Annotated in this window: 24 protein-coding genes; 16 read left to right on the forward strand and 8 right to left on the reverse strand. The window is 65.0% G+C overall.

Going from position 1 to position 22,886, the window contains the following annotated elements; all coding sequences use genetic code 11:
- Positions 1-7 precede the first annotated feature (7 nt).
- Both ON00_RS09435 and ON00_RS09440 read right to left on the reverse strand, forming a co-directional pair.
- Positions 8-559: a flagellar motor protein MotB gene (locus ON00_RS09435; protein WP_245535552.1), complete on the reverse strand. Its 552-nt coding sequence runs from the start codon at positions 557-559 to the stop codon at positions 8-10.
- Positions 556-1,209: a motility protein A gene (locus ON00_RS09440; protein ID WP_040601614.1), complete on the reverse strand. Its 654-nt coding sequence runs from the start codon at positions 1,207-1,209 to the stop codon at positions 556-558. Before ON00_RS09440 ends, ON00_RS09435 begins: the two co-directional genes overlap by 4 nt.
- A 235-nt stretch (positions 1,210-1,444) precedes the next feature.
- Here ON00_RS09440 and flgB point away from each other — a divergent pair, with 235 nt between their 5' ends.
- The 15 genes from flgB to ON00_RS09515 all read left to right on the forward strand — a co-directional run bounded on the left by flgB (position 1,445) and on the right by ON00_RS09515 (position 14,972).
- Positions 1,445-1,801 carry a flagellar basal body rod protein FlgB gene (gene flgB / locus ON00_RS09445; RefSeq protein ID WP_010405293.1) on the forward strand — a complete coding sequence of 119 codons (357 nt, stop codon included), beginning with the start codon at positions 1,445-1,447 and terminating at the stop codon, positions 1,799-1,801.
- Positions 1,802-1,803: 2 nt separating this feature from the next.
- The gene (gene flgC, locus ON00_RS09450; RefSeq protein ID WP_010405294.1) at positions 1,804-2,214 is read left to right on the forward strand and encodes a flagellar basal body rod protein FlgC; all 411 of its coding nucleotides are present in this window, start codon (positions 1,804-1,806) and stop codon (positions 2,212-2,214) included.
- 3 nt (positions 2,215-2,217) lie between these two features.
- Complete coding sequence (locus ON00_RS09455) at positions 2,218-2,904, forward strand: flagellar hook assembly protein FlgD (RefSeq protein WP_010405295.1); 687 nt, start codon at positions 2,218-2,220, stop codon at positions 2,902-2,904.
- Positions 2,905-2,937: 33 nt separating this feature from the next.
- Positions 2,938-4,185 carry a flagellar hook protein FlgE gene (locus tag ON00_RS09460; protein WP_010405296.1) on the forward strand — a complete coding sequence of 416 codons (1,248 nt, stop codon included), beginning with the start codon at positions 2,938-2,940 and terminating at the stop codon, positions 4,183-4,185.
- 23 nt (positions 4,186-4,208) lie between these two features.
- Complete coding sequence (gene flgF, locus ON00_RS09465) at positions 4,209-4,952, forward strand: flagellar basal-body rod protein FlgF (protein WP_010405297.1); 744 nt, start codon at positions 4,209-4,211, stop codon at positions 4,950-4,952.
- A gap of 12 nt (positions 4,953-4,964) precedes the next feature.
- Positions 4,965-5,753: a flagellar basal-body rod protein FlgG gene (flgG, locus tag ON00_RS09470; protein ID WP_029622597.1), complete on the forward strand. Its 789-nt coding sequence runs from the start codon at positions 4,965-4,967 to the stop codon at positions 5,751-5,753.
- Between the two features lie 11 nt (positions 5,754-5,764).
- Positions 5,765-6,448 carry a flagellar basal body L-ring protein FlgH gene (locus ON00_RS09475; RefSeq protein WP_029622599.1) on the forward strand — a complete coding sequence of 228 codons (684 nt, stop codon included), beginning with the start codon at positions 5,765-5,767 and terminating at the stop codon, positions 6,446-6,448.
- A gap of 149 nt (positions 6,449-6,597) precedes the next feature.
- A complete protein-coding gene (locus ON00_RS09480; protein WP_154651304.1) occupies positions 6,598-7,671 on the forward strand; it encodes a flagellar basal body P-ring protein FlgI in 1,074 nt (357 codons plus the stop codon).
- Entirely contained in the window at positions 7,668-8,012 is a 345-nt protein-coding gene (locus ON00_RS09485; RefSeq protein WP_010405301.1) for a rod-binding protein, read from the forward strand. Before ON00_RS09480 ends, ON00_RS09485 begins: the two co-directional genes overlap by 4 nt.
- Entirely contained in the window at positions 8,009-9,355 is a 1,347-nt protein-coding gene (flgK, locus tag ON00_RS09490; RefSeq protein ID WP_010405303.1) for a flagellar hook-associated protein FlgK, read from the forward strand. The genes ON00_RS09485 and flgK overlap by 4 nt, the downstream gene beginning before the upstream one ends.
- A gap of 8 nt (positions 9,356-9,363) precedes the next feature.
- Positions 9,364-10,284: a flagellar hook-associated protein FlgL gene (flgL, locus tag ON00_RS09495; RefSeq protein WP_010405305.1), complete on the forward strand. Its 921-nt coding sequence runs from the start codon at positions 9,364-9,366 to the stop codon at positions 10,282-10,284.
- A gap of 128 nt (positions 10,285-10,412) precedes the next feature.
- The gene (gene motA / locus ON00_RS09500; protein ID WP_010405307.1) at positions 10,413-11,276 is read left to right on the forward strand and encodes a flagellar motor stator protein MotA; all 864 of its coding nucleotides are present in this window, start codon (positions 10,413-10,415) and stop codon (positions 11,274-11,276) included.
- Positions 11,277-11,529: 253 nt separating this feature from the next.
- Positions 11,530-12,438, forward strand: a complete 909-nt coding sequence (locus tag ON00_RS09505) for a flagellar motor protein MotB (protein ID WP_010405310.1) — start codon at positions 11,530-11,532, stop codon at positions 12,436-12,438.
- Positions 12,435-13,829, forward strand: a complete 1,395-nt coding sequence (locus tag ON00_RS09510) for a glycosyltransferase (RefSeq protein ID WP_245535553.1) — start codon at positions 12,435-12,437, stop codon at positions 13,827-13,829. Before ON00_RS09505 ends, ON00_RS09510 begins: the two co-directional genes overlap by 4 nt.
- 9 nt (positions 13,830-13,838) lie before the next feature.
- The gene (locus tag ON00_RS09515) at positions 13,839-14,972 is read left to right on the forward strand and encodes a GNAT family N-acetyltransferase (protein WP_010405316.1); all 1,134 of its coding nucleotides are present in this window, start codon (positions 13,839-13,841) and stop codon (positions 14,970-14,972) included.
- Here the strand turns inward: ON00_RS09515 and ON00_RS09520 are convergent.
- Genes ON00_RS09520 through ON00_RS09530 form a run of 3 tightly spaced genes read right to left on the reverse strand, consistent with a single transcriptional unit; the run spans position 14,969 to position 19,613 of the window.
- Positions 14,969-16,585, reverse strand: coding sequence for a hypothetical protein (locus ON00_RS09520; RefSeq protein ID WP_010405318.1), 1,617 nt, complete (start codon positions 16,583-16,585; stop codon positions 14,969-14,971). The two genes, ON00_RS09515 and ON00_RS09520, sit on opposite strands and share 4 nt — an antisense overlap.
- A 9-nt stretch (positions 16,586-16,594) precedes the next feature.
- The gene (locus tag ON00_RS09525; protein WP_010405319.1) at positions 16,595-18,349 is read right to left on the reverse strand and encodes a hypothetical protein; all 1,755 of its coding nucleotides are present in this window, start codon (positions 18,347-18,349) and stop codon (positions 16,595-16,597) included.
- Between the two features lie 46 nt (positions 18,350-18,395).
- Positions 18,396-19,613: an argininosuccinate synthase gene (locus ON00_RS09530; RefSeq protein ID WP_010405320.1), complete on the reverse strand. Its 1,218-nt coding sequence runs from the start codon at positions 19,611-19,613 to the stop codon at positions 18,396-18,398.
- A 77-nt stretch (positions 19,614-19,690) separates the two neighbouring features.
- On the opposite strand from ON00_RS09530, the gene ON00_RS09535 reads away from it, so the two are divergent.
- Positions 19,691-20,110: a DUF1801 domain-containing protein gene (locus ON00_RS09535; RefSeq protein WP_010405321.1), complete on the forward strand. Its 420-nt coding sequence runs from the start codon at positions 19,691-19,693 to the stop codon at positions 20,108-20,110.
- Here the strand turns inward: ON00_RS09535 and ON00_RS09540 are convergent.
- The 3 genes from ON00_RS09540 to ON00_RS09550 are packed head-to-tail and all read right to left on the reverse strand — an operon-like array spanning position 20,107 to position 22,868.
- On the reverse strand, positions 20,107-21,333 hold the full coding sequence (locus ON00_RS09540) for an SAM-dependent methyltransferase (RefSeq protein ID WP_010405322.1): 1,227 nt from the start codon (positions 21,331-21,333) through the stop codon (positions 20,107-20,109). The two genes, ON00_RS09535 and ON00_RS09540, sit on opposite strands and share 4 nt — an antisense overlap.
- A gap of 18 nt (positions 21,334-21,351) precedes the next feature.
- On the reverse strand, positions 21,352-22,113 hold the full coding sequence (locus ON00_RS09545; protein WP_010405323.1) for a molybdopterin-dependent oxidoreductase: 762 nt from the start codon (positions 22,111-22,113) through the stop codon (positions 21,352-21,354).
- Positions 22,110-22,868 (reverse strand): cytochrome b/b6 domain-containing protein, encoded by a 759-nt coding sequence (locus ON00_RS09550; protein WP_010405324.1) that lies wholly within the window; start codon positions 22,866-22,868, stop codon positions 22,110-22,112. Before ON00_RS09550 ends, ON00_RS09545 begins: the two co-directional genes overlap by 4 nt.
- Between the last annotated feature and the right edge of the window lie 18 nt (positions 22,869-22,886).

Consider the following 22,886-nt stretch of genomic DNA (forward strand, 5'->3'; position numbering starts at 1 on the left):
CAGCACATCATTGCCGCCCTCCCGCATAGCCGGTGGAAACGGTGACACTGCGCTGCCCCGGGCGGGCGGCAGCGACGATGGTGATACGGTTGGCGGGAACCGCATGCGCCAGCAGCAGCGCGCTCGCCACCGCACGCGCGCGGTCTGCAGCGAGCACGGCACCACTGCCGGTCACAGGATCAACGTCGCCCGGAGAGCCGTCGACCGCACCGGCAACCCGCAACAGCACCCGATCGTCACGGGCCGCATCGCGGGCCCAGCCGATCAAAGCATCGGGAGCGATGGGTAGCGCCGCCGAGCCCGGCTCAAAGCCGCGCATCGCGCCCGCCGACACCGCCATCGGCTCAGGCGTCGGGATTGCCGAAGGAGCCCCCACATCCCGCACGCCAAAACCCGCGCGCAGCCCGCGCGCGAGTGCGGCGCGGTCCAACTGCTGGCTTGCCTGCAACAACACGAAGAAACCGACCAGCAACAACGCCAGATCGGCAAGCGTTATCAGCCAGATCGGTCGCGTGGGCGCGAGGTCGGGAAGATCATCCTCGAGCGCGAGCGACATCATGCCACCTCCGCCATCACCGCGCGCGGGGCCTCGCGCGCGGCCAAGGCGATCAGCGGCGCGTCGAGCCGCAAACGCTCCACCGCTGCATCCCGCGCGTGGCGGCGCAAGCGTGCCGCAATCGGCGCAAAGACCAGATTGGCCAGCACCGCGCCATAGAGCGTGGCGAGCAAAGCGACCGCCATTGCCGCCCCGATCGCACTGGGATCGCGCATTTTGACGAACATGCCGACCAGGCCGATAAGCGTGCCGATCATCCCCATCGCAGGGGCGGTGTCGGCCGCCCCGGCCCACAGTTCTGCGGCCGCCACGGCCCGTTCGCTCCGCGCGCGGCGGCGCTGGCGGAGCAGATCCGCCACCTCCTCCGGCGCGCCGCCATCGACGATCAGCGCGACTGCGGCGGCGACATCGGCATCGGCGATGACCGAACGATCCAGCGCCATGACGCCGTGGCGGCGAGCGATCCGGCCAAAAGCGACGATCTGGTCGAGCAGCCCGTCCGCAACAAAATGCCGCCGCCCCAAGATCCGCAAGGCCGCAACGCCATTCGCCAGATCGCGCGCGGGGGTGCGCAGGATCATCGCGGCAAGCGTGCCGCCGCCAACGATCGCGAAGGCGATGGGATCAAGGAATGGGGCGAGCAAGGCTATCATCCACCTCGACACTGCAAGGCGCGGGCCAGATTGCCCGGGATTGACGACACGCCGAGCGATACGAACCGTCCACGCCGTCTCCGCCCGCACCGGAGGCAAAACCGGCAACCGCATTGCCGCCAGGCGGCAAGCCCTTGCCGGTCACGCGTGCCGCAGACCCTTTTCTGCCGCTCCAGCGCATTTGGCACGCCCTTTGCTGATACCCCGTTGCGCAATCCGGCGCAGGAGACGGGCAATGCCCAACGAAGGCCTTTTCGGAGTTCATGGTGCCGCACTCGAAGTGCGCTCGCAGCGCATGGGTGTGCTCGCCTCGAACATCGCGAATGCCTCCACGCCGGGCTTCAAAGCGCAGGACGTGGATTTCCACACCGCGCTTGCGGCGGTGGAAAATGCGACCAACACGGGCGGCGACGTCAGCATCAAGGGCGCGCTGCAATATCGCGTGCCGTCGCAGCCGTCGCTCGATGGCAATACCGTCGAACTGTCGACCGAACAGACCGCCTTTGCCGAAAACGCCGTCGCCTATCAGACGACCTTGTCCTTCCTCAACGGGCGCATCGGGCAAATCACCCGCGCGTTGAAAGGCGAATAAGCATGGCCGATCAGCCGCTCACCATTTTCCAGGTCGCCGGGCGCGCCATGTCGGCGCAGCTCGTGCGGATGAACACGACCGCGTCGAACCTCGCCAATGCCGGGTCCGTCGCGACCAGCGCCGACACCGCCTATCGCACGATCAAGCCGGTGTTCCGCACGCAGTTCGACAAGGCGACCGGGCTCGCCACGGTCAATGTCGAAAGCATCGTCCAGGCCGGCGAGACCCCAAACAAGCGCTACGATCCGTCGCATCCGCTCGCCGACAAAGACGGCAATGTGTGGGAATCGGCGGTCGATGAAACGCGCGAGCTGGTCGACATGATGGAGACCGCGCGCAGCTACCAGAACAATGTCGAGGTCATGCAGACCGCGAAATCGCTGATCCTCGATACCCTCAAGATGGGACGTTAAACCATGGCTTCGACCTTCGATTCCACGCTGAGCAGCCTCGGCATAAACTCCACCACCGCCAATACGACAAGTTCGGCGGTGGCCAAGAGCTCGCAGTCGCTCGGCACGTCGGACTTCCTCAAGCTGATGACCGCCCAGCTCCAGAATCAGGACCCCTTCGCGCCGGTCGACAACAATCAGATGGTCGCCCAGCTCGCGCAGATCACCAGCACATCGGGCATCAGCGACATCAACACGACGCTGAAGGCCATTCAGGACAAGCTCGGCTCGACCTCTTCCAGTGACGCGCTGTCTTATGTCGGGAAGACCGTGCTGACCGAAGGCTCGACCGCTTATGGCCGCACCTCGGGCGGCCTGGCCGGCGCGGCGGAGCTCGATGCCGATGCGACCGACGTCACCGTCTCGATCCGTGATGCCAACGGCCAGACGCTCAAGACGCTGTCGCTCGGCGCGCAAAAGGCCGGCACCGTATCCTATGACTGGGACGGCAAGACCGCGAGCGGTGCCGACGCCGGCACCGGCCCGTTCACCGTGTCGGTCGCCGCCGCCGCGAACGGCACCAGCGTTACCAGTCGCAACCTCGTCTGGGCCCCCGTCGCGGCGGTATCGATGCCCAGCTCAGGTACCCCTGTCCTCACCGTGCCCGGCGTCGGGCAAGTCCCCATCACTGCCGTCCGCCAGGTCGGCTGATCCCCTCATCCCCATCGTCCAAGGAGCACCGCAATGTCTTTCTACACCTCGCTCAGCGGCCTGCAGGCGGCCCAGACCGAACTCTCGGCCGTTTCGCACAACCTCGCCAACGTTTCGACCAACGGCTTCAAGAAGAGCCGCACCGATTTCGCCGACGTGATCGCATCGAGCATCTCGACGGATCCGACCAAGATCGTCGGCTCGGGCGTGGTGGTGAAGGCCAACAAGCAGCAGTTCACCGAAGGCAACCTCAAAACCACGGGCGCCGCGCTCGATCTCACCGTCGCCGGTGATGGCTTCTTCGCGGTGAAGACCAGCGGCCTCAACACCAGCACCGCTTATACCCGCAACGGTGCCTTCCAGATCGATCCGACCACGCACAACATCGTCGACGCTCAAGGATCGACGCTGCTCGGCTATCCGGTCGATGCCAAGGGCAACGTGACCGCAAGCGGTGCCGATGGCCTGGTGCCGATCAACCTGCCGCAGACCAGCGGAACCCCGGCACCGACCGGCAATGTCGCGCTGAAGGTCAACCTCTACGCGGCCGCGTCGATCCCGACGACCACCTTCGATCCGGCCAACGCGTCCAGCTACAACAGTTCGACGACGTCGACGATCTATGACTCGTCGGGCAAAGCGAGCACGCTGACCAATTACTATGTCCACACCGGCACCGATGCGTGGACCGTCCACAGCTTTGTCGGCGACAAGGAACTCAGCGTTGGCGGCTCGACCGCCGGTACTCCGGTGACGTTCGATGCAAGCGGCAAGATCACCGCGCCGACCACGCCGGTATCCTATGATGCCTTCACGCCGACCACGGGTGGCGTTTCGCAGACGCTGAAGTTCGATCTCGCCGGATCGACCCAGAATTCCACCGCTTTCTCGGTCAATGCGCGCAGCTCCGACGGTTCGTCGGTCGGCGATCTGTCCGGCGTTACCGTCAATTCCGAGGGCATGGTCACCGCGACCTATTCCAATGGCGATACCACCGCGCTCGGCAAGGTCGCGCTCGCCAACTTCTCGAACCCCGCAGGCCTGCGCCAGGATGGCGACAGCTATTGGTCGGCCAGCGGTGTGTCCGGCCAGGCGTCGCTTGGCTCGGCGAAGGAAAACGGGTTCGGCTCGCTGCTTTCGGGCACGCTCGAAGGGTCGAACGTCGATATCACCGAGGAACTGGTCGCCCTGATTGCAGCACAGCGCAATTTCCAGGCGAACTCCAAGGCGCTCGATACCAGCAACCAGATCACGCAGACGATCGTCAACCTGCGCGCCTGACAGGAGCCTAATCGGAGCATAGCATGGACAAGCTGGTCTATACGGCGGCCTCGGGCCTCAAGGCGCATCTCGCGTCGCAGGCGGCGATTGCCAACAATATGGCGAACGCGTCAACGACCGGCTTTCGCGCCGATCGCGTCGTGTTCGACCGGCTGTCGCTGCAAGGCTCCGATTTCGACACCCGCACCCCGGCCTCGGCCGAAGTGGTCGATGCCGATCGCAAGCCCGGCGCGATCCAGCAGACCGGGCGGTCGCTCGACATCGCAATCACCGGCGAAAGCTGGCTCGCGGTGCAAGCGACCGACGGGAGCGAAGCCTATACCCGCCGCGGCGATTTGCAGGTTGCGCCATCGGGCGTGCTGCAGACCGGTGACGGCTTCCCGGTGATCGGGTCGGGGGGCCCGATCACCGTCCCTCCGGCACAGAGCATTTCGATCTCCGAGGATGGCAAGCTGTCGATCGTCCCGCTGGGCGGCGACGCCCGCAACCCGCAAGTGATCGACACGCTGAAGCTCGCCAGCCCGAAGGGGTCGGAAACCGTGAAGGGCACCGACAACCTGCTCCACGTCAAGGGCGGCGGCGTGCTGCCGAGCGACCTGGACGCCAAGGTCGAGACCGGTGCGCTCGAAGGGTCCAACGTCAACATGACGCAAGCGCTGGTCGATATGATCGAGAATCAGCGCAGCTACGAAGTCCAGGCCAATTTGATGAAATCGGCCAAGGACATGGATGAAAGCTCCGCATCTGTGATGCGGCTGCCGTCTTGAAGGGAATAGACCATGGGTAGTGCAGCCATGCAAATCGCGCGGACTGGGATCGATGCCCAGGACATGCGCATGCGCGTCATCTCGAACAACCTCGCGAACGTCAACACGACCGCCTATAAGAAGGATCGCGCGGCGTTCGAGACGCTGGCATACCAGACCGTTACCGCGCCCGGCGCGCCGAGCACCGCCGAATCCAAATATGCCACCGGGCTGAACCTCGGCACCGGCGTACGGGTACAGGGAACCGCGCGGATCGACACGCAAGGGTCGTTCCAGCAGACCAATGGCAGCCTCGACCTCGCGCTCGATGGCGACGGCTATTTCCAGGTGCAGATGCCGGGCGGTACGCTTGGCTACACCCGCGCCGGCAATTTCTCGCGCTCGCCCGAAGGCCTGCTCGTCACCAGCGAGGGCTATCAAGTGCAGCCCGGCATCACCATTCCCGAAAATGCCAGCGGCATCACCATCGGGACTGATGGCACCGTCTCGGCGATCGTGTCGGGCCAGACCGGCTCGACCCAGCTCGGCCAGATCCAGGTGGCCAGCTTCCCCAATGCGGGCGGGCTGCTCAACAAGGGCGACAATTACCTGGTCGAAACCTCGGCCAGCGGTGCCGCCAATCTCGGCGTGGCCGGGCAGGATGGGCGCGGCAACATTCGCCAGGGGCAACTCGAAGGCTCCAACGTCAACGTCGTGGAGGAGCTGGTCGACATGATCGAGACGCAGCGCGCCTATGAGGTCAATTCAAAAATGATCTCGGCGACCGACGAAATGCTGAAATATGTTAACCAAAATATCTGATGGTTAATCCGATGAAACCATCCGCCCTCCGAATCGGCCTGATCGTCGCCGTCGTGCTGGCCCCCAGCGCCGCCAACGCGAATCTGTTCGGCAAGAAAAAGCCGCCGGTCGATTTCTCGGCGGCCTTCCCGCCGCCACCGCCCGCCGCTCCTCCGGTCGCGACCGGATCGATCTTCCAGGTCTCGCAAGGCTATGCAGCGCTGTACGAAGGCACGCGCGCGCGCCGCGTCGGCGATCCGCTGACGATCGTGCTGGTCGAGCGCACCGCGGCTTCCAAATCGGCCAGCTCGAAACTCGATTCGAGCGGCGGCCTCAGCATCACCCCGCCCACCACCGGCAGCCTATCGCTGTTCAAGGGCACCGATGCCAGCGCAAGTGGCACGCGCAGCTTCACCGGCCAGGGCGCGACCGACCAGTCGAACACGCTGTCGGGCGAAGTCAGCGTCACCGTCAGCCAGGTTTTCCCTAATGGCACGATGCTGGTCCAGGGCCAGAAGCGCGTCACGCTCAATCGCGGCGACGAGTTCGTGCAGATCAAGGGCCTGATCCGCATCGCCGACATCGACGCCGACAACCGCGTCCAGTCCACGCGCGTCGCCGATGCGCAGATCGCCTATACCGGCAAGGGCGATGTCGCACGTGCCAGCCGCCAGGGCTGGCTCAGCCGGTTCTTCTCGGTGGTGAGTCCCTTCTGATGCTGACAGTCCTGCATCCCAAATCCGTTCGTGCTGAGCCTGTCGAAGCACCGCGTTCCAAAGGCGCGGCGTCGCGTGCGGCACTGGCCCTTCGACAGGCTCAGGGCAAACGGATTTGGAGTGCGCGCGTCATCGCGGCCCTGCTGACCATGCTCGCAGCCTTGACGCTCGCGGCACCCGCCTCCGCCGACCGGATCAAGGATCTCGGCGGTTTCCAGGGCATCCGTTCGAACCAGCTGACCGGGTATGGCATTGTCGTGGGGCTGCCCGGCACCGGCGACGACAATCTCGAATATACCATCCAGTCGATGAAGGCGGTCGCCTCGCGCTTCGGCCTGCAACTCCCCTCGAACGTCAACCCCGGCCTGAAGAACGCCGCCGTCGTGCTGATCACCGCCGATTTGCCGCCCTTCGCCAAGCCCGGCCAGAAACTCGACATCACCGTCGCCTCGATGGGCAAGGCCAAGTCGCTGCGCGGTGGTGCCTTGATCCTGACGCCGCTGCTCGGTGCCGATGGCCAGATCTACGCGATGGCGCAGGGCAACCTCGCGGTCGGTGGGCTTGGCGCTGAGGGCAAGGACGGCTCACAGATCGTCGTCAACATTCCCTCGGCGGGGCGTATCCCAGAGGGGGCGACGGTCGAACGCGCGGTGCAGACGGGGTTCGAAACCACGCCGGTGCTGACCTACAACCTCACCCGCGCCGATTTCACCACCGCGCAGAATGTCGCAGCGGCCATCAATTCGCGGCTCGGTGCGGGCAGCGCGCAGGCGGTGGATGCCGTGTCGGTATCGGTACGCGCGCCGATCGGTGGTGACGTGCGCGCGACGCTGATGAGCGAGATCGAAAATCTCGACGTGGTCTCGGCCGAACCTTCGGCCAAGGTCATCGTCAACGCGCGCACCGGCACCGTCGTGATCAATTCGACCGTCCGCGTCGGCAGCGCCGCCGTCACCCATGGCAAGCTGACCGTCCGCATCGACGAAACCGAAAAGGCAAGCCAGCCTGCCCCGTTCAGCCAGGGCCAGACGACCAAGGAACAGAAATCGGCGGTTGCCGTCGACGAGGAAAAGCATCCGATGTTCCTGATCGAGCCCGGCCCCAAGCTCTCCGACGTGGTCAAGGCGGTCAATGCGATTGGGGCATCGCCCGCCGATCTGGTCGCGATCCTGGAAGCGTTGAAGGAAGCCGGCGCGCTGAAGGCGGAGCTGATCATCCTATGAGCGACATCCCCGCCATCACGCCAGTCGCGGCACCCGCCATTTCGGCGGGCGTAGGCGTCGACACCAGCCGCCTGCAAAGCCGCGCCAATCTGGAAGCGGCCGGCAAGAAGTTCGAAGCCGTCTTCACCAACATGATGGTGAAGGCGATGCATTCGACGCATCTCGCCGAGGACACGCTGTTCGGATCGAAGGGCATGGACACCTTCAAGGACATGCAGGGCACGCAACTCGCGCAGAGCATGGCCGAGCATGCGCCGCTCGGCATCGGCAAGGCGATGACCGATTTCCTCGCGAAGTCGCAAAAGGGATTGCAGGCCGATCCGCCGGGTGATCAGCCGTGAGTGATCTGCTCGGCATCGGTGCAAGTGGCGTGCGCGCGTATCAGACCGCGCTGACCACCGTCTCCGAGAACATCTCGAACGCGAGTACGCCCGGCTATGCCAAGCGCACGACCGATTTGCGCGAGATCGCCCCGGCCAACAGCCTCACCGCCAACAATGCGACCACGACCGGGCAGGGCGTTTCGGTCGCCGGGGTCACGCGCGCGGCGGATTCGCTGCGCGCGGCCGATGTGCGCAACGCAAGTGCCGACCTCGCGCGGAGCGAAACCGGCATTGCCTGGCTCGACCGGATCGAGACGGCGTTGACCGGCAACCAGTTGGGCGATCGCCTGACCGGGTTCTTCAATGCCGCCAAAGCCGTCGCCGCCGACCCGACCTCGACGACACCGCGCAGCGCGCTGCTCGAACAGGCCAGCGCGGTTGCGAACAGCTTTACCGCGACCGGCAAGGCGCTCAACAATCTCGATGCCGATGTGGACGCCACGGCCGACAATGCCGTTGCCACGCTCAACACGCTCGGTGCCTCGCTCGCCAAGGTGAATGAGGGGCTCGGCCGCGTCACGCCCGGATCGAATGGTGCCGCGCAATTGGCCGATCAGCGCGATGCCATCCTGGATCAGATCAGCGCCATCTCCGATATCACGGTGACGACCGATTCGGTCGGGCGCGCAACGGTCAAACTCGGCAATGCCGGGGGTCCTACCTTCGTTGAAGCCAATCAGGCGGCCAGCGTCACCTTCGCGCGCGGTACCGATGGCACGGTGTCCTTTGCCGTCCATACGCAGCAAGCGGTTTCGACCGTCACGCCCAATGGCGGCGCGCTCGCCGGTGTCATCGATGGCGCGGCCCGGATTGCCGATGCCCGCACCAAGCTCAACACCATCGCCACCGCCTTTACCGATGGCGTCAATGCCGTGCAGGCGCAGGGCAACGATCTCGATGGCAAAAGCGGGGCTGCATTGTTCACGGTTGGCACCACGCCGACCGACATTTCGCTGTCGCTCACCGATCCGCGCGGTGTCGCCGCCGCCGGGGCGGGCAAGGGCGTGCGCGACAACAGCAATCTCGCCAATCTCGATACGCTGCGCACGAGCGGCGCGTTCGAAGCCAACACGACCGCTTTGATTTCCAGCAACGCATCGACGCTCGCCAATCGCAAGCAAGTCGCCGATGCGCAAAGCGCGATTCGCGACAATGCGGTTGCCGCGCGCGATGCCGTGTCGGGCGTCAATCTCGACAGCGAAGCGGTCGACCTGCTGCGCTTCCAGCAAGCCTATCAGGCATCGAGCCGGGTGATCCAGGTCGCGCGCGACACGCTGCAGTCGATTTTCGATATCCACTAGAGGCCGCCATGCAAATCGGGACCAGCCAATTCTACGCCACCGGCGCATCGCAGCTCGGCAAGCTGTCAGCGCAGGCGGACACGCTCAACACCCAGATCGCGACGGGCAAGAAGATCACCGCGCCCTCACAGGACGTGGTGGCCTATAATCGCCTCAGCTCGATCAAACAGGCCAATGCCGACAACACCGCTTATGCCAGCAATATCAGCCTCGCAAAGTCGTTGCTGCAGCAATCCGACACGACGCTCACCGCCGTCACCTCGCAGCTCCAGCGTGCCGCCGAGCTAACCACCCAGGCGGCCAACGGCACGCTGAACGACGCCAATCGCAAGGCGATCGCGACCGAGTTGCAAAGCATCCGCGACGATCTGGTGAATTTGGCGGGAACGACCGATGCGCGCGGCCAGCCGCTGTTCGCGGCGGCGACGGGCAAGGGCGCGGTCACCCAGGCGGCGGACGGGACCGTCACGTTCGATGGAACCGGCGAAGTCCCCGCGATTCCCGTGGGCGACGGCACCGATGTCCGCGCGACCGACAGCGCGCAGCGCGTGTTTGGCGGGATCTCAGACGGCAAGGGCGGCACGACCGATATTTTCGCGGTCTTGTCGACCTACATCTCGGCGCTCAACGCGGGTGGCACGGCAACCGCCTCCGCCGCATCGGGCACCGCCGCGACCGCGATTCAGTCGGCGCTCAACCAGGTATCGGACGTGCAGGGTTCGGTCGGTGCGCGCGCCGCCCGGCTCGATATCGTCTCGTCGCAAGCGACCGATGCCGCAGGCGCACGCGAAGTGGACCGCACCGCGCTTGAGGATACCGATATTTCCACCGCGATCGTCGACCTGCAAAAAACGATGACGATCCTGCAGGCAACGCAGGCGAGCTTCACCAAGCTCGGCCAGCTTTCGCTGTTCGACTATCTGAAATGACGGCGCGCGCAGCGCGGTCGAACAAAAATACCCTGCGTGGTTAACCGATTGGCGACGTATCCGCGCTAACCCTCAGAAATACCGCACGCCTTCTGTAGGGCGGGCCAAAAAGGGGTACCCCGCGACTCATGTTTCCCGTCATCGGCATCGTCGTCCTTCTTGTGATGATCTTCGGCGGCTTCGCGATCACCGGCGGCGCGCTCGGCCCGGTGATGGAAGCGATTCCGCACGAAATGCTGATCATCGGCGGTGCCGCGGTCGGCGCGCTGATCATCGGCAATTCGATGAAGGAACTGAAGGCGCTGGGCGGCGGCCTGATGAAGGTGTTCAAGGGCCCCAAATATAAGAAACAGGATTATCTCGACGTCATCTTCCTGGTGTCGAAGCTGATGAAGATGCTGCGCACCGAAGGGCCGATCGCGCTGGAGCCGCATGTCGAGGATCCCAAATCCTCCGCCGTCTTCGCCGAATATCCGCGCCTGCTCGCCGACCACACGCTGGTCAACCTGATCGCCGACACGCTGCGGCTCGTCGTCGTCTCGTCGGGCACGCTCGACGTCCATGCGGTCGAGGACGTGATGGATAATATGATCAAGACGCATCACCACGAAGTCGAAGGCCCGCAGGGCACGATCGCGACGCTGGCCGATGCGCTGCCCGCCCTCGGCATCGTCGCGGCGGTGCTGGGCGTGGTCAAGACGATGGGCTCGATCGACAAACCGCCCGCGATCCTGGGCGCGATGATCGGGTCGGCGCTGGTCGGCACCTTCATGGGCGTGCTGCTGGCATACGGTATCGTCGCCCCGCTCGCCAACCGGCTGAAGCAGGTCATCGAGGCCGATGCCGCAATCTATCACGTCGTCAAGCAGATCATCATCGCCTCGCTCCACGGTCACCCGCAACCGCTCGTCATCGAAGCCGCCCGCTCGGGCATCGCGCACTCGAACCAACCCGGCTTCGCCGAAGTGTTCGACGGTCTGCGGGGGCGGTAAGCGTGGCCCGGTTCACGCGGAGGCGCGGAGACGCGGAGAAGAAGGGGGTTTCGCGCAGAGGCGCAGAGGACGCCGAGAGGATGCTCGCCGTCGCGCCAACGGCGCATAAAAACGCCGGTCAAAAAGGTGGAGCCGCGCTAACGCGCGGGCGCGCGCCTTTGCGTCCTCTGCGCCTCTGCGCGAACCCATTCTTCGGTCTCCGCGCCTCCGCGCCTCCGCGTGAACCCACCGTCTCCGCGCCGGGGGCCCGCTAATGGCCACCGCACGCGCGCCGCATGGCACCAATTTGCCGCCCAAGATCATCTACAAGAAGATCTATATCGAAGGGCATGGCGGTCATCACGGCGGGGCGTGGAAGGTCGCTTATGCCGATTTCGTGACGGCGATGATGGCGTTCTTCCTGCTGATGTGGCTGCTTGGCGCAACCAACGAAAAACAGCGCAAGGCGCTCGCCGACTATTTCTCGCCGACGCTGGTGCAGCTGAAGGAAAACAGCGCGGGCTCGATGGGCCTGTTCGGCGGATCTTCGATCACCGACCAGGACAATTACCAGCACAAGGCATCGCAGACCGGCACGCGCTCCATGACGGTGCCGGCCGATGCGGTCGGTGGCGCACAGGTCGGCACCGGACAGAAGGGCACACTCAAGGATCGCGCCGCGCTGTCGGCCGAGGACCGCAAGAATTTCGAGACGATGAAGCGCCAGATGGCGCGCGCAATGGCGGCGACGCCCAATCTCGCCAAGCTGTCCAACCATGTCCGCTTCGTCCAGACGCGCGATGGCTTGCGGATCGATCTGCTCGACGATGCCGATTATTCGATGTTCGACCTGGGCACGACGCAGCTTGAACCGCGCGCTTCGGCGCTGATCGGTCTGGTCGCGCAAACGATCAAGGACACCGAAAACCCGATCATGATCCGCGGCCATACCGACAGCCTCGGCTATGGCGATCCGCTGGCGATGAACAACTGGATGCTGTCGAGTGCGCGCGCCGAGGCAACGCGGCGACGGCTGGCCGCAGGCGGTATTGGCGAAACGCGCTTCAATCGCATTGAGGGCGTTGCCGACCGCGAACCGATCATCAAGGGCAACGCTGCCGATCCGCGCAATCGCCGCGTTGCGATCACCTTGCTGTACCGCGCAACCAGCTTCGGTCAGTGACAGTCGCAGCGAACCCGACCCAGAAGAGTGTCACATGGGGCGTGCAGGCCACGCTCGGCGTGTTTCTTCTCTATGGATTGACTGCACTGCCCGATTTCGACGCGCGCTGGGGCGTTTCGCTCGCCAGTATCGTGGTGGCCCTGGGCTGGATCGTGCTGGCGGCAGTCGGGTTTCAGCTGTTGCGCGATCCGCCTGCGCGGCTGCCGGTCACCGCATTGGCGACGGCGCTGATCGTCGTTCGCGTGACCTTTGCCTTATTCGCCGTTGGGCGGACCTCGACGGGCGACCCGAATAGCTATCTCAATTTGGCCAAGGGCCTGCTGGCGGGCGAGGGCCTGGTCATTCACGAGCCGTATTTCGGCAGTGCCTGGTATGCGCTGTTTCCGCCGCTTTATCCCCTCCTTTTAGCCGGATGGGGCGCGTTTGCCGGGTTCGCCACACCTTCGGTGCTCGCGCTCGGCACCCTGATCGATGGCGCTGCGGCGTGGTTGATCGTCCTATTGGGGAACCGGCTCGGCAGCGCGGTCGCGGGGCGACGTGCGGCGTGGCTTTATCTGCTGTGGCCGTCCGTACTGTTTTCGGCACCGCTCGCGCAAAAGGAGGGGCTGTGCGTGCTGCTGATCCTGGCGCTGGCGCTGGCGTGGATCGATCGTCGATCCGGCTGGCGCGGCGCGCTCGCGCTGGGGCTTCCGGCCGGGCTGCTCGCTTTGACCCAGCCGGGCGAAGCCCCGCTCGCCGCGCTGTTCGGCCTGGTGCTGGTGCGCCGGATCGGGCTGTGGCCAATGCTTGCGGCGGGGCTGCGCGGCGCGCTCGTCACCGTGGTGGTGCTGCTGCCATGGTGGATCCGCAACGCAATCGTCTTCCACGCCTTCGTGCCGCTGACCACCGCCGGCGGTGCCAGCCTGTGGATCGGCAACAACCCTGATGCCACGGGCAATTGGGAGCCGCCACCCGCCAGCCTGAAGGGCATACCCGAACTCGCTTATGGCAAGCGGATCAGCGCACTCGCACGCATTTGGATCGAAACGCATCCGGTCGCCTTTCTCCGGCTGACCGTCACCAAGCTGTTGCGCGCCTGCGGCATTGCCGAATTCGGGATCAATCGCCTGGTGGCAATGGGCCCACCCTTCCCACGTGCGCTGGCGGCGGCGTTGTGGCCGCTGGCGCAAGGGGCGCATCTGGCGATGCTCGCCGTCGCCGCGCTGCGGCTTGGGCGAGTTCCGTTCACGTTGATCCTGCTGATCGCCGCCTGCGGACTGCAATGCGGCCTGTTCGGCATGTGGTTCGAATTTGGCGAACGCCACCGCGACTTCGCCACGCCCTTCCTGTTGCTGGCTTTGTGTTGGTCGTTCGCCGCGACGCCGGTTGAGAAGCTGCGCGCAAAGCCCTAGCTTAAGCGCGTGAGCAACGCCGTCACCGCCCGTATCGCCGATGGCGTCTGCGCTATCCCGGCGGAGGCATGGGATGCGTGCGCCGGCCCTGACAATCCGTTCATCAGCCACGCCTTCCTGTCGATCCTCGAACGCTCGGGTAGCGCCCGCGCGCGCACTGGCTGGCAACCCATTCCGATCATCGTCGATGGGGCTGATGGCCAACCCGCCGCGATCGCCCCGGCTTATGCCAAGAGCCACAGCCAGGGCGAATATGTGTTCGACCATGCCTGGGCCGACGCATGGGAGCGGGCGGGTGGCAGCTATTACCCCAAGCTGCAGGTCGCGGTGCCCTTCACCCCCGCGCCGGGCCCGCGGCTGTTGCTGCGCGACCCCGCACAAGCCCCCGCGCTGATCGCCGCGATCGAGGCGGTGACCGACCAGCACGGCCTGTCCTCGGCGCATGCGACCTTCGTCTGTCCCGATCAACTCCCCGCCTTTGAGGCGGCAGGCTGGCTGATCCGCGAGGGCACGCAGTTCCACTGGCAGAATCAGGGCTACGGTGCCTTCGACGATTTCCTGGGCGAGCTCGCCAGCCGCAAGCGCAAGGCGATCCGCAAGGAACGCAGCGGCGCGATCGAAGGGCTGACGATCCGCCATGTGTCCGGCAGCGACATCACCGAAGCCGATTGGGATGCCTTTTGGGTGTTCTATCAGGACACGGGCGCGCGCAAATGGGGCCAGCCCTATCTGACACGCCAATTCTTCTCGTTGCTGGGCGAGGCCATGCCCGACCAAGTTCTGCTGATCTTCGCCGAACGCGACGGGCGACCGATTGCGGGCGCGCTCAACCTGATCGGCACCGATACGCTCTACGGCCGCTATTGGGGCTGTACCGAGGAAGTGCCCTTCCTCCACTTCGAACTCTGTTATTATCAGGCGATCGATGCCGCCATCGCGCGCGGGCTCAAGACGGTCGAGGCGGGGGCGCAAGGCGAACACAAGCTGGCGCGCGGCTATGTGCCCGTGCCGACATGGTCAGCGCATTATATTCCGGACCTGGGCTTCCGCCGCGCCATCGCCGATTTTCTGGTCCGCGAGCGCGAGTCGGTCGAATCCGACCAGGAATTCCTTGGCGCGATGACGCCGTTCAAGCGCGGTTAGAACGGCGTCGGCACCGGGCGAATGCGCGGGCGCAGCGCTTCGTCGCTGATCTTGATCCCCGGCGCACCGTGATCGACGCGGTACAGCACGCTCGTCCCGTCGCGCCAGATCGGCACCAGCCCGGCGTTGAACTTGGGATCATAAGCGGGCGGGCGGATCAGCCAGACATAGTCGAAGGCGTCGCGCGGGAAGCGCGCCATCGCGCGGCTGATCGGCCGCCACCATTCGCGCGGGCATTGCACGCTGGTCACGATCTGCGACGGATCGTGCGAGAAGCGACCGGCCGGCAGATAGCGCGTCGTCAGCAATTGCGCGCCCGCCATCGACCATTGGTCGTTGGTATAGGCCATCTTCCGCTCGAGCGCGATCGCCGACAAATGTTCGAGCCGCGTCATCGTCCACGGGCTGCCGCATTCGGTGCCGATGAAGGTGACCAGCCGCGCGCCGACCGGCAGATGATCGAGCGCCTTCAGCTCGCGATCATAATCATCGGCGAACATCCAGAAGCTGACCGTCCCCGCCGCGATCCGCACCAGGAAAAACGCCAGCCCCGCCGCCGCCAGCGTCGCACTGCCGCGAATCGACAAGCCCTTTTTGGGGCGCACTGCGATGATCGCGATGCCGAGCATGAACGGGGCAAGCCGCATATCGGCATAAGCCGAGCCGAACACGATGCGCGGCAACACGATGAACACGACGAGCAGGAACAGCGCCGACAGCCCGAGGTTGCGCGAATATTCGACATTGGGATCGCGAAAACCGCGAAACAGGATCAAATACAGCACCGCGATCGACGCGATATCGAACGCCATCCAGCGATCGCGCAATGCCATCGTCAGCCAGCCGATTTTGGCGCGCCAGTTGAACCAGTCACCAGTCTCCCCGCCGACATGCTCGCCGCTGCGCCACACCACCATCAGGATGATCGGCAACGCGAGCGGGATGCAGCCGAGCCCGGCGCGAACCCACGCCTTGATCCAGCTCATCGGCCCGCGATCGGTCCGCGCATCATGCTGGCGGACCATTTCCGCCGAACAGGCGAGCACGCCGAGCACGCCCCAGCCAAAGGTGTGACACACCCAGATCAGGCACGACAGCGGCACAAAGATCGCCGCGCGCAACCGGAAATGCCCGGTCCGCGCCAGCCGCAACCACAAGGCAAAGGCGTTGAGCGCCAATGCCATCGACAGCGCGAAGTTCACGAACCCGAACTGGAAGGCGTAACTGTACGCCAGCGGCAGCGCGAACAGCGCGGTCGGCGGAATGCGCCCATGCACCTCGCGCGCGATCCACAGGAAACCGGTAACGGTCAGCGCCGGGATCGTCATGACGATCAGCTTGACCGCCAGTTCCAGCCCGAACAGCTTGGCCAGCGGGATGATCAGGATGTCGATCCCGAGATTGCCGATCAACTGCCAGTTGAAATTATACCAGTCGGACAGCCACGGATACGCATCGCGCGACAATTGCACGCGGTAGCGGCCCATATGGCCCGGCAAATCGACCAAGGGCGGGATTTCCGGGCGCAATAACGGGATGATCGCCACCAGCGCCATCAGCGCGACGAACGTGCGTGTCTGCCACCAGTGCAGCTTTTCGAGATCCCCCTGCATTTGCGGCTCTTACCGCGCAGGTTGCTTCGGAAACAAGCCGCCTTGAACGCGATACAGAAACAGCGCCCGCTCGCGCGTGGGAATGCGCCGCAGCCACAGCGGTGGCGCTCCCCGTTTCAGCGCCTCGGCAAGCGTCCCTGCCGCTGCCCCGCCAAGATCATCGGCGCGCAGCGCGACATAGCGCAGGTGCCAGGTTTGCGCGACGCGTGCGGCCTGGTCGGGTGGGCCGAGAAAGAAGCGATAGACCGCCAGATTACCGGCATTGTTGCGGTGATACGGCGCGCCGACCACCTGCAAGCGCGTCGCGCCGATCGCATAGGCCCCAAGATCGAGCGGGGCCAGCAACCGCCCCGGTGGCAGCATGGCGAGATCGGCGAGCCCCTTTTCGCCGGTGGCGGCCGCTGCCGCATCGGCGGCATGCGTGCCCGGCGGCGCGGCGCTTGTCCGCGCCGCCACGGCTTGCGCGGCCATCGGATACAGCATGCCGGCCGAGGCCACCCACGCCCCCGCCAACGATAGCGAACCGCGCGCGCGCGCCGCCGCAATGACCGCCGCCAGCGCGGGGGCCGCCAGAATCGCACCGGCATAGGCACCGCGCAATTGCAGGCAGGTTACCAGCAAGGCCGCGACCTGCACCAACAGGAGGCTGGCCCAGCGCGGGTCGCGCGTGACCGACACCCGCCAGGCGCTCGCCACCACGCCCGCCACCATCACACCCGCATAGCCAATGGCGATCGGCAACGGCGTCGCAAACAGCGGCTGCGCCTCCCCAACCTTGGCCAGCCACAAGCGGGCCAGCGCGGGATCCACCATGCCGTATGGCGACAGGCATTGCGGCGCGACGAGCACCATGCCGACGCCGACCACGATGACGATGATCGATCCCAGGATCGCGCGGGTCGCCGGGCGTGCGATATCGCGCGCCGCCAGCGCCATGCCCATCGGCGCAAAGGCCGCGATCACGGCGGCGCGCCATGCGACCATCGTGAAGCCATCGCAGCCGGGATACCCCCAGGAGGACGTCCGGAACACGATCGACGCCGCCAGCAGCCCGGCACCAAGCCCGATCCCGAAGCCCATCATCCGGTCGTCGGTCCCGGCACCGGCGCGCAACCATCCGATCGTCATGGCGACACCCGCCGCCGCGATCAGCGGCGTGGTTTCAAGCCCGATGACGACGCTGGCGGCGGCGGCCAGGCCAGCGATCAGCCCTGGCTCCATGGCGGGACGCGCCACCAGCGCACGCACGATGATCAACAGCAGAAACACCTGGAAGCCGTGATGGTCGATTCGGCCCGGCACGAAGATCGTCGTGGCGGGAAAGGCGACAGCGGCGACGACGGCGGCGGTCCGCGCGATCGGCGCACCGCCCAGCACCCGCGCGATCCGCGTCGTCAGGCACAGCGCGCCCGCAAACAGCACCGTCGGCCAGGTGATGACGGCGATCAGCTCGGCCCAATATCGGCCCACAACCGGCGTCAGCGACACGATAAACGCGGCCGGAACCAGATCCGGCAGGCGCGACCAGTGCATTTCCAATCCCGCGCCCCAGCCCAGGCGATGTTGGGCAAGATCGGCAAAGCCTTGCCCCGCAATCCAATCGCGGATCTGCTGGAGGCGCATCATATCGTCGGTATCGGTCAATTGCAGCGCCGATAGCGCGGCCCAGTCGCGCCACGCCCAGCCCGCGCACAGCACGACAGCAAGCGCGAACGCGCAAAGCACGTCGCCCAGCCGCGTCCGACGGAATTCGACCAAGTCCATGCCCGCGCTTTAGACGCAGGCCGTTAAAACAGCGTGTAGACCCGCGTTAGCGGTCGCGCCGTCCGAGCAAGCGCAGCCGCAACGCATTGAGCTTGATGAAGCCCGCCGCATCGCGCTGGTCATAGGCACCCTGATCGTCCTCGAAGGTGACGACCTTCTCGGAATAGAGCGAGAAGGGCGATTTGCGCCCCGTCACGATCACCGAGCCCTTATAGAGTTTCAGCCGCACGGTCCCGGCGACCTTCTCCTGGCTATGGTCGATCGCCGCCTGCAGCATCTCGCGCTCGGGGCTGAACCACAGGCCGTTATAGAGCAGTTCCGCATAACGCGGCATCAGCTCGTCCTTGAGGTGCGCGGCACCCCGGTCGAGCGTGATCTGCTCGATCCCGCGATGCGCCAGATGATAGATCGTGCCGCCCGGCGTTTCATACATGCCGCGCGACTTCATGCCGACGAAGCGATTCTCGACCAGATCGAGCCGCCCGATGCCGTGGCGACGGCCCATTTCGTTGAGCGTTTCGAGCAAGGTCGCCGGCGACATGCCGACGCCATTGACCGCGACGCCGTCGCCGCGTTCGAAATCGATCGTGATCGTCTCGGGCGCGTCGGGCGCGTCCTCGGGGTTGACCGTGCGCGAATAGACGTAATCGGGCACTTCATCCCACGGATCCTCGAGCACTTTGCCCTCGGACGAGGTGTGCAGCATGTTGGCGTCGGTCGAGAACGGGGCCTCGCCGCGCTTGTCCTTGCTCACCGCAATCTGGTGCGCTTCAGCGAATTCGATCAGCTTGGTGCGGCTGGTCAGATCCCATTCGCGCCACGGCGCGATCACCTTGATGTCGGGTGCCAGCGCATAATAGCCAAGCTCGAAGCGAACCTGATCATTGCCCTTGCCGGTCGCGCCGTGGCTGACCGCATCGGCATTGACCATCCGCGCAATCTCGATCTGGCGCTTGGCGATCAGCGGCCGCGCGATCGAAGTACCGAGCAGATACAGCCCCTCATACAGCGCATTGGCGCGCATCATCGGGAACACGTAATCCTTGACGAACTCTTCGCGCAGATCGTCGATGAAGATGTGCTCGGGCTTGACCCCAGCCAGCTCGGCCTTCTTGCGCGCGGGCTCCAGCTCCTCGCCCTGGCCGAGATCGGCGGTGAAGGTGACGACCTCGCATTGGTACGTCTGCTGCAGCCATTTCAGGATGACGGATGTGTCGAGCCCGCCCGAATAGGCGAGAACCACTCGATTGATCTGGTCGGTCATGGCATACTCCTGAGGAACCGCAGCGGTGCGCTTTAGGGGCGAGAGGCCCGATCGCGCAAGCGACTCGGAGAGTGCAAATGGCGGCAAGCAACAAGACTGTCGAGAGCGATGCGAGCGTCGAAGATTTTCTGGCGCGCGTCGAACCGACCGAGCGTGCAGCCGACGCCCACGCCCTGATCGATGTGATGCGGCAGGTGTCGGGGCTGGAGCCAAAATTGTGGGGCCCCTCGATCGTCGGCTTCGGCAGCGTACACTATCGCTACGAAAGCGGGCGCGAGGGCGACACGCCCGCGATCGCCTTCGCCCCGCGCAAGGCCGAGCTGGTGCTCTATGTCGGCGCGAGCACGCCCAATATCGCCGCGCTGCTGCCCGGCCTCGGCAAGCATCGCACCGGCAAGGGGTGCCTGTATGTGAAGCGACTCGCGGACGTGGATGCTGCGGTGCTGACCGAGATCGTGCAGACCGCGTGGGACAATCGGATCGCCAGCGCTGCCTAACCGCGCATCGCGCGTTCGCGCTCGATCATATAATCACGCGTGATCGGCAGAACGTGGCGGTTCTTGGCGAACTGCACCTGGTAATTGACCATCCCGCCAAAATGGAACGCAGCGCCTGCGCCCGCGAGATAGAATTGCCACATGCGGAAAAAACGCTCGTCATACAGCGCCACGATCTGCTCGCGCGCTGCAACCGCCCGATCGTACCAGTCATCGAGCGTATAGGCATAGTGCAACCGCAACACTTCCACATCGGTGACCATGAAGCGCAGGCTTTCATTGGCCGAGATGATCTCGGACAAAGCCGGGTTGTAGCCGCCGGGGAAGATATAGTGCGCCGTCCATTTGTCGGTCACGCCCGGCCCGCCCGCGCGCCCGATCGTGTGGAGCAGCATCACGCCGTCCTCGGTCAGCAGATCGCGGCATTTGCGGAAGAAAGTCCTGTAATGCGCCGGGCCGACATGCTCGAACATGCCGACCGACACGATCCGGTCGAACGTGCCCTGCACCTGGCGATAATCGATCAGCTCGAAGCTGACCATGTCGGCCACGCCCGCCGCCGCCGCACGCTCCCGCGCCACCTTCAACTGCTCTTCCGACAGCGTCACGCCCAGCACCTTGGCACCCGTCATCTGGTGCAGGTACAGCGCCATGCCGCCCCAGCCGCAACCGATGTCGAGCACGGTCATGCCGGGCTTCAGCGCGAGTTTGGCCGCGATATGCGCTTTCTTGTCGTCCTGCGCCTGTTCCAGGCTGTTGGACGGATCGGTGAAATAGGCGCAGCTATATTGGCGGTCGGCGTCGAGGAAGAGATCGTACAGCCGGTCCGACAGATCATAATGGTGCGCAACATTGCGCTTCGATCGGCGCGCCATGTTGATGCGGCCGATGCGATGCGTCACCGCCTGGACCATGCGGCGCAGCGGTGACGGGGCGAGGCCGTTCTGCCCGGCCTCCCACGGATCGTTCATCATCAGCAACCGGACGAGATCGCGAACGTCGCCGCGCTCGACCACCAGCCGCCCGTTCATATAGGCTTCGCCCGCGCCCAGCCCCGGATCCCGCACGATCGCAGCAGCAGCACCGGCGTCGGTGAAGCGGATCGCGACATCGGGAAAGCCGGGTTCGGCTGTGCCGAAGTTCAGGGTCTTGCCATCGGCGTGGTGGACGGTGAGCGTGCCGCGCTGAACGCGCTTGGCGAGAAACAAATCAAGCAGTGCCATGCGCAGGCCACTAACGCGTTAAATGCCCGCATACCAATCGTAATCGACGCGATCTTCCCAATATCCGCCTTTTCCCAGACCGATTCCGGCGAGCGAGGCGACCGCGTCGACCCGCATCACATATTTGGCATTCTTATAGCCAAGCTGACGTTCGACCCGCAGCCGGATCGGCGCACCGTGCGCGACGCTCAGCATCCGGTCGTTCATCGCCCATGCCAGAATCGTCTGGGGATGGAAGGCGTCGATCAGGTCGAGCGATTCGTAATACGCATGGCCGGAATACAGATCGGCGCAGGTAAACACGACATAGCGCGCGGTCGTGCGGACGTCCGCTGCCTTCAGGATCGTGCCCAGCATCGGCCCGTGCCATTTGCCGATGGCGCTCCATCCCTCGACACAATCGTGCCGCGTGATCTGCGTGCGCGCCGGCATCGCCATCAACGCCTGGTGCGAGATCGAAAGCGGGCGGTTGACCAGCCCGCCGACCTCCAGCCGCCAGTTCGCGAAATTTTCCGCGGCCATGGCGTTATAGCTGGCCGTGTTGGGATTGCTGGTGCCGTTGACGCGGAAAAGGGGCGACATCTGGTCGGGCCGATATTCCTTGGCCAGACTGTTGCGATCGGTCAGCGCGCGGGCCAGCCCGTGGTTGATTTTCTCTCCGGAGAACAGGATTTTGCGAAGCGACGGCGTGTTCGCGACCTGATCGCATCCGCTGAGCAGCGCGCCCGCGCCCAAGGCTCCCGTGGTGAGCAGCGCACGCCGCGAGATGATCGCGCTCATGCCGCTTCCTCCTGGTCATGATCGACGGGAATGGTCCACCAGCCCGTCACCATCGATTTCACCTCGGGCCACGCCCCGGCCAGAATCACCAGCACCAGATGGACGATGATGAACAGCACGAGGCCGCTCGCCGCGATGAAATGCACCGAGCGCGCCGAGGCACGCCCGCCCAGCAAATCGAGCATCCACGGCCACGCCGCAACCATCGTCGGCGACAGCACCAGCCCCGACAGGATCATCATCGGGATCAGGACGAAAATCACCAGCACGTACGACAGCTTCTGGAAGATATTGAAGGCACCGGGATTTTTGGGATCGTGGAAGCGGAAGGCGAGATGTTCCTTCAGGTCGAACCACAAATGCGCGGGCGCGAGCTCTTTCAGCCGGATCCGCAAGTCCTTCTGAAAATGCCGGTTGATCAGGCTCGACACCATGAACGCCAGCAACCCGAAGGCGAAGACCAGCGCGAACAGCAAATGCCAGCGCCGCGCGATCGCCAGATTATACCCCGCCGGGATGGTGAGAAACGACGGCGCATGCGGCGGGTTGAACCACGGATGATCCGGGTTCGCGCCATATTGGCCCCAGTACAGATGCGGGTGTGCGTTGAGGATCGTCAAACCGCTGCCGATCATGATGAAAATCGTCACGACGTTGAGCCAATGCCACAGGCGCGTCGTCAGCCGATGGCGATAAAGCGCGCTGCCCGGAGCGGCCGGAGCGTTGGTCGAGTCTGGCGGGCTTGTGTCGGTCATACAGAACCCTATTCGAAC

Origin of the sequence: Sphingomonas echinoides ATCC 14820, assembly GCF_000241465.1 — a bacterium.
GTDB classification, from domain to species: Bacteria; Pseudomonadota; Alphaproteobacteria; order Sphingomonadales; family Sphingomonadaceae; genus Sphingomonas; species Sphingomonas echinoides.

What these genes read in the sequence shown, in the direction of transcription:
- ON00_RS09440 (WP_040601614.1), bottom strand. Translation starts at nt 1,209, where the DNA reads ATGATAGCCTTGCTCGCCCCATTCCTTGATCCCATCGCCTTCGCGATC.
- flgL (WP_010405305.1), top strand. Translation starts at nt 9,364, where the DNA reads ATGCAAATCGGGACCAGCCAATTCTACGCCACCGGCGCATCGCAGCTC.
- ON00_RS09540 (WP_010405322.1), bottom strand. Translation starts at nt 21,333, where the DNA reads ATGGCACTGCTTGATTTGTTTCTCGCCAAGCGCGTTCAGCGCGGCACG.
- motA (WP_010405307.1), top strand. Translation starts at nt 10,413, where the DNA reads ATGTTTCCCGTCATCGGCATCGTCGTCCTTCTTGTGATGATCTTCGGC.
- ON00_RS09520 (WP_010405318.1), bottom strand. Translation starts at nt 16,585, where the DNA reads ATGCAGGGGGATCTCGAAAAGCTGCACTGGTGGCAGACACGCACGTTC.
- flgB (WP_010405293.1), top strand. Translation starts at nt 1,445, where the DNA reads ATGCCCAACGAAGGCCTTTTCGGAGTTCATGGTGCCGCACTCGAAGTG.
- ON00_RS09435 (WP_245535552.1), bottom strand. Translation starts at nt 559, where the DNA reads ATGATGTCGCTCGCGCTCGAGGATGATCTTCCCGACCTCGCGCCCACG.
- ON00_RS09530 (WP_010405320.1), bottom strand. Translation starts at nt 19,613, where the DNA reads ATGACCGACCAGATCAATCGAGTGGTTCTCGCCTATTCGGGCGGGCTC.
- ON00_RS09485 (WP_010405301.1), top strand. Translation starts at nt 7,668, where the DNA reads ATGAGCGACATCCCCGCCATCACGCCAGTCGCGGCACCCGCCATTTCG.
- flgC (WP_010405294.1), top strand. Translation starts at nt 1,804, where the DNA reads ATGGCCGATCAGCCGCTCACCATTTTCCAGGTCGCCGGGCGCGCCATG.
- ON00_RS09550 (WP_010405324.1), bottom strand. Translation starts at nt 22,868, where the DNA reads ATGACCGACACAAGCCCGCCAGACTCGACCAACGCTCCGGCCGCTCCG.
- ON00_RS09545 (WP_010405323.1), bottom strand. Translation starts at nt 22,113, where the DNA reads ATGAGCGCGATCATCTCGCGGCGTGCGCTGCTCACCACGGGAGCCTTG.
- ON00_RS09505 (WP_010405310.1), top strand. Translation starts at nt 11,530, where the DNA reads ATGGCCACCGCACGCGCGCCGCATGGCACCAATTTGCCGCCCAAGATC.
- ON00_RS09535 (WP_010405321.1), top strand. Translation starts at nt 19,691, where the DNA reads ATGGCGGCAAGCAACAAGACTGTCGAGAGCGATGCGAGCGTCGAAGAT.
- ON00_RS09475 (WP_029622599.1), top strand. Translation starts at nt 5,765, where the DNA reads ATGAAACCATCCGCCCTCCGAATCGGCCTGATCGTCGCCGTCGTGCTG.
- ON00_RS09460 (WP_010405296.1), top strand. Translation starts at nt 2,938, where the DNA reads ATGTCTTTCTACACCTCGCTCAGCGGCCTGCAGGCGGCCCAGACCGAA.
- ON00_RS09480 (WP_154651304.1), top strand. Translation starts at nt 6,598, where the DNA reads ATGCTCGCAGCCTTGACGCTCGCGGCACCCGCCTCCGCCGACCGGATC.
- ON00_RS09525 (WP_010405319.1), bottom strand. Translation starts at nt 18,349, where the DNA reads ATGGACTTGGTCGAATTCCGTCGGACGCGGCTGGGCGACGTGCTTTGC.
- flgG (WP_029622597.1), top strand. Translation starts at nt 4,965, where the DNA reads ATGGGTAGTGCAGCCATGCAAATCGCGCGGACTGGGATCGATGCCCAG.
- ON00_RS09455 (WP_010405295.1), top strand. Translation starts at nt 2,218, where the DNA reads ATGGCTTCGACCTTCGATTCCACGCTGAGCAGCCTCGGCATAAACTCC.
- flgF (WP_010405297.1), top strand. Translation starts at nt 4,209, where the DNA reads ATGGACAAGCTGGTCTATACGGCGGCCTCGGGCCTCAAGGCGCATCTC.